The sequence below is a fragment of the Paraburkholderia sp. BGA-UO-ETr-F12 genome, assembly GCF_059567945.1.
Genome location: NZ_JCAQOZ010000056.1, coordinates 88,449 through 101,488, shown reverse-complemented (window position 1 = coordinate 101,488; position 13,040 = coordinate 88,449). Strand labels below are relative to the sequence as shown.

Annotated in this window: 11 protein-coding genes; 7 read left to right on the top strand and 4 right to left on the bottom strand. The window is 63.9% G+C overall.

Annotated elements, in window-relative coordinates:
- Positions 1-20 precede the first annotated feature (20 nt).
- From AC57B6_RS24455 to AC57B6_RS24430, 6 genes are all read left to right on the top strand, one after another.
- Complete coding sequence (locus AC57B6_RS24455; protein ID WP_028194257.1) at positions 21-1,235, top strand: MFS transporter; 1,215 nt, start codon at positions 21-23, stop codon at positions 1,233-1,235.
- A gap of 147 nt (positions 1,236-1,382) precedes the next feature.
- The gene (locus tag AC57B6_RS24450) at positions 1,383-2,525 is read left to right on the top strand and encodes an alkene reductase (protein ID WP_028194258.1); all 1,143 of its coding nucleotides are present in this window, start codon (positions 1,383-1,385) and stop codon (positions 2,523-2,525) included.
- A gap of 75 nt (positions 2,526-2,600) precedes the next feature.
- Positions 2,601-3,893 (top strand): c-type cytochrome, encoded by a 1,293-nt coding sequence (locus AC57B6_RS24445; RefSeq protein ID WP_496422262.1) that lies wholly within the window; start codon positions 2,601-2,603, stop codon positions 3,891-3,893.
- Positions 3,890-4,402: a (2Fe-2S)-binding protein gene (locus AC57B6_RS24440; RefSeq protein ID WP_252889728.1), complete on the top strand. Its 513-nt coding sequence runs from the start codon at positions 3,890-3,892 to the stop codon at positions 4,400-4,402. The genes AC57B6_RS24445 and AC57B6_RS24440 overlap by 4 nt, the downstream gene beginning before the upstream one ends.
- Positions 4,399-6,663 (top strand): xanthine dehydrogenase family protein molybdopterin-binding subunit, encoded by a 2,265-nt coding sequence (locus AC57B6_RS24435; RefSeq protein ID WP_496422261.1) that lies wholly within the window; start codon positions 4,399-4,401, stop codon positions 6,661-6,663. The genes AC57B6_RS24440 and AC57B6_RS24435 overlap by 4 nt, the downstream gene beginning before the upstream one ends.
- Before the next feature lie 111 nt (positions 6,664-6,774).
- Entirely contained in the window at positions 6,775-7,569 is a 795-nt protein-coding gene (locus tag AC57B6_RS24430) for an SDR family NAD(P)-dependent oxidoreductase (RefSeq protein WP_028194262.1), read from the top strand.
- Positions 7,570-7,578: 9 nt separating this feature from the next.
- Here AC57B6_RS24430 and AC57B6_RS24425 read toward each other — a convergent pair whose 3' ends face one another.
- From AC57B6_RS24425 to AC57B6_RS24410, 4 genes are all read right to left on the bottom strand, one after another.
- Positions 7,579-8,106, bottom strand: coding sequence for a DsbA family protein (locus AC57B6_RS24425; protein WP_216750365.1), 528 nt, complete (start codon positions 8,104-8,106; stop codon positions 7,579-7,581).
- Positions 8,103-8,615 carry a redoxin domain-containing protein gene (locus AC57B6_RS24420; protein WP_216750364.1) on the bottom strand — a complete coding sequence of 171 codons (513 nt, stop codon included), beginning with the start codon at positions 8,613-8,615 and terminating at the stop codon, positions 8,103-8,105. The genes AC57B6_RS24425 and AC57B6_RS24420 overlap by 4 nt, the downstream gene beginning before the upstream one ends.
- A gap of 272 nt (positions 8,616-8,887) precedes the next feature.
- Positions 8,888-9,103 (bottom strand): hypothetical protein, encoded by a 216-nt coding sequence (locus AC57B6_RS24415; RefSeq protein ID WP_030099246.1) that lies wholly within the window; start codon positions 9,101-9,103, stop codon positions 8,888-8,890.
- 28 nt (positions 9,104-9,131) lie between these two features.
- Positions 9,132-10,121 (bottom strand): LysR family transcriptional regulator, encoded by a 990-nt coding sequence (locus tag AC57B6_RS24410; RefSeq protein WP_051743194.1) that lies wholly within the window; start codon positions 10,119-10,121, stop codon positions 9,132-9,134.
- Positions 10,122-10,399: 278 nt separating this feature from the next.
- Between AC57B6_RS24410 and AC57B6_RS24405 the strand changes: the two genes are divergently transcribed.
- The gene (locus AC57B6_RS24405) at positions 10,400-12,943 is read left to right on the top strand and encodes an ATP-binding protein (RefSeq protein WP_496422260.1); all 2,544 of its coding nucleotides are present in this window, start codon (positions 10,400-10,402) and stop codon (positions 12,941-12,943) included.
- The last annotated feature ends 97 nt before the right edge of the window (positions 12,944-13,040 follow it).

Sequence of the window (13,040 nt, the reverse complement as noted above, 5' to 3'; positions counted from 1 at the left end):
CTCACTTCAGGGAGTTTTTCATGTCAACCCAGGCATCCACCGCGACGGGCGGCACACATCCCGTCAAAATGACACGCAGTCTGATCGCGCTGTTCGCGTTCTGCTGCGGCGCGATCGTCGCGAACCTTTACTACGCGCAACCGATCACCGAACTGATCGCACCGGACATTCACATGTCCGGCGGCACAGCCAGCCTGATCGTCTCGCTCACGCAGATCGGCTATGCGTTCGGTCTGTTCTTTCTCGTGCCGCTCGGCGACCTGCTGGAAAACCGCAAGCTGATGATCACTACGGCCCTCGTGTCGATCGTGAGTCTGGCCGCCGCGGCGTTCGCGCAACAGCCGGGCTGGTTCCTCGCGATCTCGCTGCTGGTCGGCTTCAGCTCCGTCGCCGTGCAGATCCTGATTCCGCTCGCCGCGCATCTCGCGCCGGACGAATCGCGCGGCAAAGTGGTCGGCACCATTATGAGCGGGCTGCTGCTCGGCATTCTGCTGTCGCGTCCGATCTCCAGCGTCATAGCCGGGCATTTCGGCTGGCGTGCGGTGTTCGGCGCCGCAGCCGTGCTGATGACGATCGTGACCAGCGTGCTCGCGCTGACCATTCCACGCCGCCAACCGGATCACAAGGCGACCTACTTCGAACTGATCGGCTCGCTCAGCCACCTGCTCCGCACGATGCCGGTGTTGCGCCATCGCTCGCTGTATCAGGGGCTGATGTTCGCTTCGTTCAGTTTGTTCTGGACCGCGATCCCCGTCGAGTTGACCCGTCATTTCGGGCTGTCGCAGACCGAGATCGGCATCTTCGCGCTAGTAGGCGCGATCGGCGCCACCTCGGCACCGGTCGCGGGCCGTCTGGCCGACGCGGGTCACACGGTGCGCGCTACCTTGATCGCGCTGGTCGTGGGCGCGCTCGCCTACGCACCCGCACTGATCCATCCGGCGTGGGGCGTGTTGGGCCTCGTGGCAACCGGCATCGTGCTCGATTTCGCCGTGCAGATGAACATGGTGCTGGGTCAACGCGAGATCTATGCGTTGCATGCCGCGAGCAGAAACCGCCTGAACGCGCTGTATATGACGAGCATTTTCGTGGGCGGTGCGTTCGGTTCCGCGCTCGCCAGCCCGCTCTACGAGCACGGTGGCTGGCCGCTAGTAGCCGCCGTCGCGACGGCCTTCCCAATCATTGCGCTGGCTCACTATCTCGCGATCGGCCGTCCGCACGCCGCCAGCATCGCCTGATCTACACCCAATCACGAGACCGGACGGCCTGCTGTCCGGGTTAACAACATTTCAGGGCGTCTTCAGGAATTTCCGTGAGGTTGACGATACGCTAACCCACATAGTCAATTACCTGAACGACGCTCAATCGCCTGCAAAGGAATCACCATGTCCTCCCTTTCACCCCTGCTCGACGGTTACGATCTGAATGGACTGCGCCTGCCGAACCGCGTCGTGATGGCGCCGATGACGCGCTCGCGCGCGCCGTTGCAAGGCCGTCCGACGCAGATGATGGCGCAATATTATGCGCAGCGCGCGTCGGCGGGATTGATCATTACCGAGGCCACCAATGTCAGCCCGGCCTCGGCCGCCTTCGAACTCACGCCCGGCATCATCACGACCGAGCAGATCGACGGCTGGCGCCATATTACAAGCCAGGTGCACGCCGCCGGCGGCCGCATCTTCATGCAGTTGTGGCATGGCGGGCGCGTCAGTTCATTTGCGCTGCTGGGCGGTGAAGCGCCGCTCTCCCCTTCGGGCGTGAATGACGACCTCGAACAGTTGCAGGTCTGGGCGCAATTGCAAAACGGCCAGTACACCAAGATCCACGCCACGCCGTCGCGCGCCATGTCGCTCGACGAAGTGAAGCTCACCATCGACGCGTTCAAACAGGGCGCGGTCAACGCGATCGCGGCCGGCTTCGACGGTGTCGAAGTCCACGCGGCGAACGGTTACCTGCCACATCAGTTCCTCTCGTCGACGACCAATACGCGCGATGATCGCTACGGTGGTTCGATTGCGAACCGCGCCAACTTCCTGCGCGACATTCTCACGGAGATCGGCTCGGTGGTCTCGCTCGACCGGGTCGGCGTGCGCATCTCGCCTTACGCGCACTACAACAACGTGCGCGACGCGGACCCGGACGGCACCTACGACTACGTCGGCAAGATGCTCGGCGAATTCGGCGTCGCCTACCTGCACGCGGCGGACACTAACGGATGGAGCGGCGCGCCGGACTTGCCGCGGATCATCGAACGCATGCGCCGCGCGTTCCCGGGCACCCTGATGCTCAACGGCGGCATTGCCATCGACCAGGCCGACGCGCTGATCCGCGACGGCCACGCCGACCTGGTGGCATTCGCCCGCGCGTATATCGCCAACCCCGATCTGGTCGAACGCATTGCAACCCACGCGCCGCTCGCGTCACCGAAGGCGGTCGGCTGGTATGGCGGCGACCACACCGGCTATATCGACTATCCGTTCGACAGCAGCGCCGGCCAGGCCGCCCAGCCCGGCACCGCGCACGCATGACGCATGCCCTAAGCCGCGCACCCGGCGTAGTCCGTGCGGCTTCTTCGATTCAAGACTTCTATGACAGGTGCGTGAATGACTCGCAAGTCTAAATGGCTGACGGTGGGCGGCGTGGTCGTCGTGGCCGCGCTGATCGTCGCTACGCTGCTGATGTGGAGGCCTGGCATCGCACCGATCAGTCCTCCGGCGGCTTCGTCGTTCGACGCGCAAACGAAGCTCGCCGGCGCGCGCGTGGTCGCGCTCGGCGATTGCATCGTCTGCCATACCGCGAAGGGCGGCCAGCCGTTCGCCGGCGGTCTGCCGCTCGCCACGCCGTTCGGCACGATCTACGCCACCAACATCACGCCCGACGTCGAAACCGGCATCGGCAGCTGGTCGCTTGAAGCCTTCAGGCGCGCGGTGCGTTACGGCGTCGCGCGCGACGGGCATCTGCTGTATCCGGCGTTTCCGTATATTCACTTCACGCGCATGTCCGACGGCGACATTTCAGCGGCCTACGCGTACCTGATGACGCGTGAACCGGTCAATGCGACCACTCCCGCCAACGACCTGATTTTCCCGTTGAACTTCCGGCCCTTGCTGGCGTTCTGGAACGTGTTGTTCCTGCACCCGGGCGCCCAGCAGGCGGACGCCTCGAAGGATGCCCAGTGGAACCGCGGCAAGCTGCTGGTGGATGGTCCCGGCCACTGCGCGTCGTGCCATTCGCCACTCAATGCGATTGGCGGCGAGAAGTCGGGGCAGGCCTTCGACGGGGGCATGGTCGACGGCTGGGAAGCGCCTGCGCTTACGGCGCTGGGCGCAGCACCGAAACCGTGGACCCAGGACCAGCTCGTCATGTATCTGCGCACCGGCCGCGCCAGCGAACACGGTGCCGCCGCCGGCCCCATGTTGCCCGTCACGCGCGATCTGGCCACCGTGCCTGAAGAGGATGTACAGGCGATCGCCACGTACATCCTGTCGATCCAGAAGCCGCAGCCGGCCGCAGCGCAAGCCGTCGCCACCGGCAGCGCCGCTCAAGCCGCCGACTCGCCGGACGTGCAACGCGGCGCGACCTTGTTCACTGCCTCGTGCGCGCAATGCCACGGCCCTGCTGCGCCGATGCAGTCGATCGGCGAGCGCCCCACGCTGGCCTTCAGCACCGCCGTCAATGCCGCAACGCCGCGCAACGCGGTCCAGATGATATTGAGCGGCAACGGCTGGCACGGCGAGGACAGCATGAACTACATGCCCGCCTTCAATCAGGTTTACAACGACCGGCAGATCGCCGATCTTGCGTCCTACATTCGCGCAACCTATTCGCAGCGCGGGCCGTGGCAGGACGTCGAGACAATGGCGGCCAAAGTCAGACAGGAGAACACCGCGCGATGATCAACCTTACCGTCAATGGCGTGCAACACGCGCTCGATATCGATCCGGCCACACCGCTGCTCTACGCGCTGCGCAACGACCTGCAACTGCACGGTGCGAAGTTCGGCTGCGGCCTTGGGCAATGCGGCGCATGCACCGTGATCGTGGACGGCGAGGCCGTGTTCTCGTGCCTGATGCCCGTATCGGCAGTCGGCAAGCGGCCGGTGCGCACGATCGAGAGTCTCGGCACGGCCGAGCATCCCGGTCCGCTGCAGAAGTCCTTTATCGACCATCAGGCTGTGCAGTGCGGCTACTGCATCGCCGGTATGATCATGCGCGCCCAGGCGTTGCTCGATCGCAATCCGCGGCCGACCGAACGCGAACTCCGCGACCACATGGAACCGAATCTCTGCCGTTGCGGCACACACACGCGCATCCTCGCGGCGATTCGCGAAGTGGCGCACCTGCCCGCCGCCGGCGCAGCATCCGGCTCATCCGAAGGTGCGGTCAGTCACGGAGGCGCGCAATGAGCGTCAAAGAGGAAGAAATCAACGAGGGACGCCGCCGCTTCATGATGTCCGGCGCGCTCGTGGTGAGTTTCAGTCTGTTCCCCGGCGTGTCGGCCATGGCACAGGAAGTGATCGCCGACGAAGGCGCCGCGGTGCATATCGGCAAAGCGACCCAGGCGCTCGCCGGCAGTCTGAAGACCAATCCCTATCTGGACGCGTGGATCAAGATCGATGCGGCAGGCAAGGTAACCGTCTACACCGGTAAGGTCGAACTGGGCACGGGCGTGCGTACCGCGCTGCTACAAGTCGCCGCCGAAGAGCTGGACATGGCGCCGTCGCTCATCACTTTCCTGACTGCCGACACCGGTGCCTCGCCCGACGAAGGGCTCACGGCCGGCAGCCATACGATGGCGGACAGCGGCAGCGCGTTGCTGAACGCGTCCGCGCAAGTGCGGGGTCTGCTGATCGACGCTGCCGCCAAGCATTTCGGCGTCGACAGCCAGACCTTGAGCGCGCATAACGCGATCATCAAGGCGCCGGACGGCCGCAGCATGACTTACGGCGAAGCGGTGAGTCTCGTCGACCTGCATCGCATGGCGTCGCCGACTTCGCCCTTAAAAAGCCCCACGACGTTCGATACGATCGGCACGTCATTGCCTCGTGTGGATATTCCCGGCAAAGTCACCGGCGGCCCGAGCTACGTTCAGGACATGTTGCTGCCGGGCATGCTGCATGCCCGCGTGGTGATGCCGCCCGTCTATGACGCCAGGCTGCTCGACACCAATACGCCCGAGATTCTGAAGATGCCGGGCGTCGTCAAGGTAATCCGGAACGGCAGCATGCTGGCCGTGGTCGCCAAAGGCGAATGGCAAGCCGTGCAGGCGCAGCGCGCGTTGGCGGCGGGAAGCCACTGGAGCGCCGGGCGTGTATTACCCGATCCCGCCACCGTGCACCGCGATCTGAAACAGATCTCCACCGAACACATCGAGATCGCGAACACCCACAATGCAGCCGGTGCGCCGGTGAAAACGCTCAGCGCAAAATACAGCAAGCGCTACATGATGCACGGCTCGATCGGCCCATCCTGCTCGGTGGCGCAGTTCAAGGACGGCGCCATGACCGTCTGGACGCACTCGCAAGGTGTCTATCCCCTGCGCGACGGGCTCGCGGAAATGTTGTCGCTGCCCAAGGACAAGGTGCGCTGCATTCACGTCGAAGGGTCGGGTTGCTACGGCCACAACGGCGCGGACGACGTGGCCGCGCACGCCGCGTTGATCGCGCGTGAAACCGGCGGCCTGCCGGTCCGCGTGCAATGGATGCGCGAGCAGGAACACACCTGGGACCATTTCACACCCGCCATGGTGACCGAAGTGAGCGCTTCGCTCGACGTGAGCGGCATGATCGTCGACTGGAACTACGCGCTGTGGAGCAGTTCGCACAACGAGCGGATCGTGAACGCCGGGCGCCTGATTCCGGCGCAGTTGCTGGAGAAGCCGTTCGTGCCGGCGCCCTCGGTGCCGATGTTGCAACCCGAAGGCGGCGGCGACCGCAACGCGATACCGCTGTATGCGCTGCCGAACATGCACATCATGAACAATTTTTCGCCGACCATGCCGTTGCACTCGTCGGCCATGCGCTCACTCGGCGCGCACATGAACGTCTTCGCAATCGAAACGTTCATGGATGAATTGAGCGCCGCCGCCGGGGTCGATCCGGTCGCGTTCCGGCTCAGGCATATGCAGGACCCGCGCGCCCGCGACGTCATTAAACTGGTGGCCGAAAAATTCGGTTGGCCGCGGCCGCCACGCAAGGCCAATCATGGCGTCGGCTTCGCGTTCGGCAAGTATAAGAACCTGATGGCTTACGTGGCGATCGCAGTCGAGATTTCTGTCGTGCCCGAAACCGGCCAGGTCACCCTGGAACGCGCCGAAGTGGCGGTGGACGCCGGACAGATCGTCAACCCCGACGGCATCCGCAATCAGATCGAAGGCGGCATCGTGCAATCGGCAAGCTGGACGCTCTACGAAGAGTTGAAGTTCGATCAGGAGCGGATCAGAAGCTTCGACTGGAGCAGCTATCCGATTCTGCGTTATTCCGCCGTGCCGCGTAGCATTAACGTGCATCTTATCGATCGCCCCGGCGCGCCGTTTCTGGGCGCCGCGGAAGCATCCATGGGACCGACCGCCGGCGCGCTCGGCAACGCATTATTCGACGCGACCGGCAAGCGCTTGCGCGACATGCCGTTGGGCGGCGACGGTTTGCGCCGTCAAATAGACGCATAGTGAGTCCCCGAAGTGCCGCTCGGTGCCGCTCGGTACCGCCAGTGACAGCATTGGCGGCACGACGTGTGCTAACGACTGGCGGCACATGACATTTCCACCAGGAGTGAACCCGTGATCATCGATCTATCCGGCAAAACCGCCGTTGTCAGCGCCTCCACCGCGGGCATCGGTCACGCCATTGCAACCGGACTCGCCGCAGCCGGCGCGCACACCCTTGTTAACGGACGCAAGCAGGAAGCCGTCGACCGTGCCATCGCATCCATTCTCAAGACGGTGCCGCACGCGAAACTGCAAGGCTTTGCCGGCGACCTGGGCACGCGCGCGGGCTGCGACGCGCTGGCGCAAGCCGTGCCGCAAACTGACATTCTCGTGAACAATCTGGGCGTGTTCGGCCCCGGCGATATTTTCAGCACCGGCGACGACGACTGGGAGCGCTACTTTCAGGTCAACGTGATGTCGGGCGTCCGGCTCACGCGCGCCTATCTGAAAGGGATGATGGAACGTAAGTGGGGACGCGTCGTGTTCATCTCGTCGGAATCGGGCCTGAATATCCCGGCCGATATGCTGGCCTACGGCTTTTCCAAAACCGCGCAACTGAGCATTGCGCGCGGTATCGCCAAAGAGGCGGCGGGCAGCGGTGTGACGGTGAATGCCGTACTACCCGGCCCGACCCTGTCGGACGGCTTTCGCACGATGGTGGAAGACACCGCCCGGGCGCAGGGTAAAACCGTCGAACAGGTCGGGATCGAGTTCGTGCGGGAGCACCGCAGCACGTCGCTCATCCAGCGGCCCGCCAGCACCGAAGAGATCGCCAACATGGTCGTGTATGCGTGCTCGCCGCAGGCCTCAGCGACCACGGGCGCCGCACTGCGAGTGGACGGCGGCGTGGTCGATTCGATTGCGTGACCGACTGGCTTACGCGTGCCGGATGGCGGCACGAAGGGCCGCGACCAGACTCTCGGCGTCGCGGTCCCCGTCGTAGCGATGGCCGTTGATGAACAACGTGGGCGTGCCGTTCACGCCGCTTCGCAAACCACTGTCGAAGTCTTTCTGAACGGCCTCGTCGTAAGTCCCTTCAAATGCGCTCGCCACGTCCTGTGCGCGCATCCCGAGATACGCCCCATAGCGGCGCAGATCCGCGTCCGTCAAAGCGTCCTGATTTTCGTACAGCACGTCATGCGCCTGCCAGAATTTGCCGACCGTGGCCGCCGCTTCCGCGAATTCGGCGGCGTGCAGCGCATGCGGATGCATGTCGGCCAGCGGAAAATGCCGGAACACGATGCGGAGCTGGTCGCCCATCGCCTGCTGCACCGCTTTGAGCACTCCGTACATCGCCCCACAATACGGGCACTCGAAATCACCGTACTCGACCAGCGTCACCGGTGCATCGGCGGGACCTTGCGTGTGATCGAAGTTTTCGACGGGTGGGTAAAGATGGCTCATAGCGCTTCCTGTTGGATAGACGTGTGGATCTGCTCAAGTGCGCCGAGTATGCCGTCGACGCCGGGGTTGATTGCGATAGGGAAGACGTGGGCCCATCGAACGATGCCCTCGTCATCGAGAACGAACAGCGCGCGCTCGCAAACGCCTTCGGTTACGCGGTACGCGCCATAGGCCTGGGCCACGGCCCCTTTAGGTTCGAAATCGGCAAGCAGGGGGAAATGGAAATTGCGTTGCGACGCATAGGCGGCATGCGACCAGACACTGTCGACGGAGATCGCAAGGAGTTGCGCACCGAACGGGCGAAATGAGCCCAACGCCGCGTTGAACAATGCCAGTTCGTCGCTGCAGACCGGGCTCCAGTCAGCGGGATAGAACACCAGGATGACCGGCGAACCGCGTAATTCGGACAGCGATATTTTCTGGTCAGGCGTGGCGGCCAAGGTGAATTCCGGCGCGCGCATGCCGGAGCGAAGAACCGGGCCCGCGGATGGGGATTGAGTCGTGGTCATGGTCGATTACTCTCCTGGAGAATTTCGCCTCGTCAGGCATGCGCTCGCACGAACGAGGACACGTCGCTGGGCACCACTTCAACAAAAGACGTGCTGTCATGGTGCGAGCGTTGTTCCACTCTGTTTCAAATGGTCCTAAGCAGAATAGGCCGAACGCGATCATCGAAACAGCTATCCATTGAGATGACCCGCTCAACGGAAAAGGTATCTATCCAGGACCTTTGTATAGTTCTCTCCGTATGACTAACGTCTTTGACAGTTGCAGTGCCCGCTCATGCATAAAGCGGGTAGCGGTACGTCAAGTCCTGGCTCGCGGCCTGTGCATTTCGGTCATGACGCGCCTGCGTCGTTCGCATGGCATCGCCCAGCGCAGGCGCATATCGCACCGGCGACGCTCGCGGCGCAGCGTCCGGATCGCCCGCGCCTTGCAACAGGCCATAGGCACGCGCCGTTATTCCAAGTATTCGCGAGATGACTTCAGGGTCCATCAGGTGGCTCCTTCACGTCAGTAGAGATTCACGCCGCCAGCAACGCACGGTGCGCGCCGGCCTCTGCGGAGATCATGTGGGTGGGTGACAACGGGCTGAACGGTGCCGGCTCGGAATCGGGATCGGCGTTCTCGTTAAAGGAGCGCACGAGATGATCAATCAGTCTGCGCACACGCATTGGCTGGTTACGTCGCGAGCGGTACAACAACTGGGTCTCCAGCGACGGTGCTTGCCAATCGGTCAGAATCCGAACCAGTTCGCCACGCGATTGCGCAGTACGCGCGATCTGCTCCGGCGCGATCACCACCCCGAGGCCATCAACGGCGGCGGAAATCAATGCGCTCGGGCAATTGGTGCGAAATGGGCTACGCGCGCCGAGCACCGAGCGCTCGGCCGTCGATGAATGGCTAAGCTGCCATGAAGCTTGATGCGAACCGGCCATGACCGCCATGCACAGATCCGGGCGCACATCGTCTGGATGGACGGGCAGGCCGGCACTGTCCAGAAAGCTCGGGCTTGCGTAGATCCCCAGGCGCGTCGCGGCGAGCGAGCGCGCTACATATGAGGGTGGCACGGACCGGCCGACAACAATGGAAAGATCGGCCAGGTCGCCCAAGGTCTCGACACTGTTATCCACGAGGCGCGTATCCACTCGCACCTTGGGATACGCGCGCATGAAGCTGGACAGAGCCGGTGCAAGGCGGTTCATGCCGAACAGGACGGAAACTTCGACACGCAGATCCCCCGAAACGTCGAGCGCGATATCGCTACTGATCCGCGCAAGGTCTTCGTAACAGTCCAGAACTCCGGTGGCGTGCTCAAGCACCGTTAGCCCAACCGTTGTCAACGACACCTTCCGCGTGGTCCGATTGAAAAGTTGAACGCCGAGAAGCGCCTCCAGATCCTGCACCGCCCGACTCACCGAGGGAACGCCTACATGGGCGGCGTCGGCCGCCTTGGTGAAGCTGCCGTGGTCCACTACGGCTTTGAAAATCTCCAGCGCTTTCAGACGTTCCATGATGATCTCCGCGTCAAAGGACAGATTGCATGGACCGAATAGTGAGCTGCCGGGTCCTCGAACGCGAGTTACGTGGTGTTAAGTTTTGCTAGCCGCGCATAGCGGGCGGAAAACCGCGCGTTGCGACTCTGTTCCGGCGCGCTTGCCGCCTCGTTCGATTTCAGATCTTTTAAGTTGGCGGCAGTGTGGGGGTGCGCGATGATGCAATATTTTTTCCGGATGCCACACTCCGGAAGCGTTGCTACTGTTGACGACACTCCATAAGTAAAGGTGGTTTGATGGTTCCCCCGTACAGCCTGACGTTCGGCCCATTCAGCTTGCATTTTCCGCAGCGCGCGCTGACAAAGGACGGCGAACCCGTCCGGCTCGGCAGCCGCGCGCTCGACATTCTGGTGGTGCTGGTCGAAAGCGCCGGCCAGCTGATGTCGACACGGGATCTGTGCGACCGCGTGTGGGCCGGCAGCGTGGTCGACGAAGGCGCCCTCCGCGTGCATATGTCGGCTTTACGCAAGGCTTTGGGCGATAGCAACGAGGGCGTCCGCTACGTCGTCAACGAGACGGGGCGCGGCTACCGGTTCGCGGTGCCGGTGACGAAATCCGTTTCGCAAGCCCCTCCCGTTCGGCCCTCCGGCGACGCTCGAACATTGCCAGTCAGCCTGGCACGGGTGATCGGCCGCGACGACATCATTGCGGGCCTCACGGATCAGCTCCCCGAGCGACGCTTTCTGACCATCACCGGGCCCGGCGGAATGGGGAAGACGACCGTCGCATTGGCCATCGCCCATCGATTTTCCGAGCGCACCGGCACCCGCGCCCTGTTCGTCAATTTCGCCCCTGTCTCGGAGACCTCCAGCGCGGCCAGTACGGTGGCCTCCGCCGTGGGCGTCGCTGTGTTCAGCGGCGATCCGGTGCCGGACCTGATCAAGGCGCTGGGCAACACGCCTGTGCTGCTGGTGCTCGATAACTGCGAGCACCTGATCGACGCCGTCGCCGAACTGGCCGAACAGTTGCTGCAGGGCTCGCCCGGGGTCCATCTGCTCGTCACGAGCCGGGAGCCGCTGCGGGCAGACGGCGAGTCGGTGCACCGGCTCGCGGCACTGCCGTCGCCGGGATCGGGCACGGAACTTAGCACGGACGAAGCGCGGGCATATCCCGCGACCGCGCTGTTTCACGACCGCGCCAAGGCCGCGAACGATTCATTTGCGTTGACGGCATCGAACGTCACGGCGGTGTGCGACATCTGTCGCAGACTCGACGGCATCCCGCTGGCGATCGAATTCGCCGCGGCCCGGGTCGGCTTGATGGATGTCCACGCGATTTCAGCGCGCCTCGACGACCGCTTCGCGTTGCTCACCCAGGGCCGCCGCACCGCCCTGCCCCGGCAGCAAACGCTTCGTGCGACGCTGGACTGGAGCTATGAACTGCTGCAGCCTCAGGAGCAGCAGGTTCTGCGGCGCCTGTCCGTCATGCGCGGGTCCTTCGACATGAGCGGGGTGGCCGCGGTCGCGCGCTGCCCGGAACTCGACGATCTCGCCGTGTTCGACGCCACCACGGGCCTGATCGCCAAATCGCTGGTTTCCTGCGACGTCAACGGGTCGCCCTTACCTTACCGGCTGCTGGACACCACTCGCCACTATGCGCATCTGCGCCTCGTGGAGGCCCACGAGGTCGACGCGGTGAGGGCCCGGCACGCGGAACATTGTTGCCAGATCTTTGCGGATCCGGTGGCGGCGTGGGAAGGCAAGGCGCCCCGCGAATGGCTCGCCATCCACAGCGGGCGTATCGACGACATCCGGGCCGCGTTCGACTGGGCATCGCGTCAGGAAGGCGACCCTACCCTCGCCATCCGGCTGGTGATCGTGACTGCGCCGCTCTGGTTTCACCTGTCCTTGCCCCATGAGTTTCTGGCGATGGCAGAACATGCCATCGCCGCCGCGGAGCGCTCCGATCTGGCGGGCACGCCCCAGCACATCGAATTGCTCGCGGCTTACGGCCATGCCCTGTGGCATACGCGCGGGCCGACAACCGCGATGGCGCACGCCTTCGAGCACGCCTATGAAGCGGCCACGCGTCTGAACGACGTGGGCCTCGCGTTGCGAACGTTGTGGGGCATCTGGGCCCAGCGCATCCTGGCGGGAAGCTATTCGGAAAGCTTGCAGCGGGCCGAACAGTTCAGCGGCCTCGCGTCCGGCACCGGTGATTTCTCTGCCGCACAGACCGCCGATCACATGCTGGCCCTGTCGCATCATTTTCTGGGCAATCAGGTCAAGGCGCGCGCCTTGATCGAGGACGTCATCGCTCGCGACGAAGATCCGGTTCGGGCGAATCATGCGAACCATGCGCAGGTCGACGGCCGAATTGCCTCGATGTCCCTCCAGATGCGCATCCTCTGGCTGCAGGGCTCAGCCGCCGAGGCCGTGGCGCTCGCCCGGGAGTGCGCCGCCCTCGCGTTGGCGATTGACCACGATCTATCGATTTGCTACGGCCTCGCGATCGGCGCCATCCCGATCGCGCTATGGGAAGGCAATACGGCGATGGCGCGCGAACTCACCGCCCAATTGCGCGAACGGACTCGCAAACGCGGGCTGTCACACTGGGATAAATGGGCGGAGGGGTTCGAACACCTGCTGGAAGGACGGCAAACCGTCGTGCGAGACGCCACCGTCATGCAGCTGGAGCTGTTTGCGAGCACCGGCTCCGAGGCTTGCGTCGACGTACTGATCGCGCAAGGTCGTCTCGACCAGCCCTCATGGATGCGCGAGCGCCTGCTCGAACGGCCTCGCACGGGCGGAGCGCAACCCGACGAGTTCGCCGCGGCATGAGCTAAAAGCCGTCTGGCGCGCCCCGGCTGCCTGGCCGGAGAGGCCCGCCTGGCGGGCTGATAACAGTTCTTAGCAAAGCTTAACTGACGCCCTCGCC

Bases quoted from the DNA above. Each gene is read 5' to 3' on its own strand.
- AC57B6_RS24455 (WP_028194257.1), top strand. From the start codon at position 21: ATGTCAACCCAGGCATCCACCGCGACGGGCGGCACACATCCCGTCAAA.
- AC57B6_RS24450 (WP_028194258.1), top strand. From the start codon at position 1,383: ATGTCCTCCCTTTCACCCCTGCTCGACGGTTACGATCTGAATGGACTG.
- AC57B6_RS24445 (WP_496422262.1), top strand. From the start codon at position 2,601: ATGACTCGCAAGTCTAAATGGCTGACGGTGGGCGGCGTGGTCGTCGTG.
- AC57B6_RS24440 (WP_252889728.1), top strand. From the start codon at position 3,890: ATGATCAACCTTACCGTCAATGGCGTGCAACACGCGCTCGATATCGAT.
- AC57B6_RS24435 (WP_496422261.1), top strand. From the start codon at position 4,399: ATGAGCGTCAAAGAGGAAGAAATCAACGAGGGACGCCGCCGCTTCATG.
- AC57B6_RS24425 (WP_216750365.1), bottom strand. From the start codon at position 8,106: ATGAGCCATCTTTACCCACCCGTCGAAAACTTCGATCACACGCAAGGT.
- AC57B6_RS24420 (WP_216750364.1), bottom strand. From the start codon at position 8,615: ATGACCACGACTCAATCCCCATCCGCGGGCCCGGTTCTTCGCTCCGGC.
- AC57B6_RS24415 (WP_030099246.1), bottom strand. From the start codon at position 9,103: ATGGACCCTGAAGTCATCTCGCGAATACTTGGAATAACGGCGCGTGCC.
- AC57B6_RS24410 (WP_051743194.1), bottom strand. From the start codon at position 10,121: ATGGAACGTCTGAAAGCGCTGGAGATTTTCAAAGCCGTAGTGGACCAC.
- AC57B6_RS24405 (WP_496422260.1), top strand. From the start codon at position 10,400: ATGGTTCCCCCGTACAGCCTGACGTTCGGCCCATTCAGCTTGCATTTT.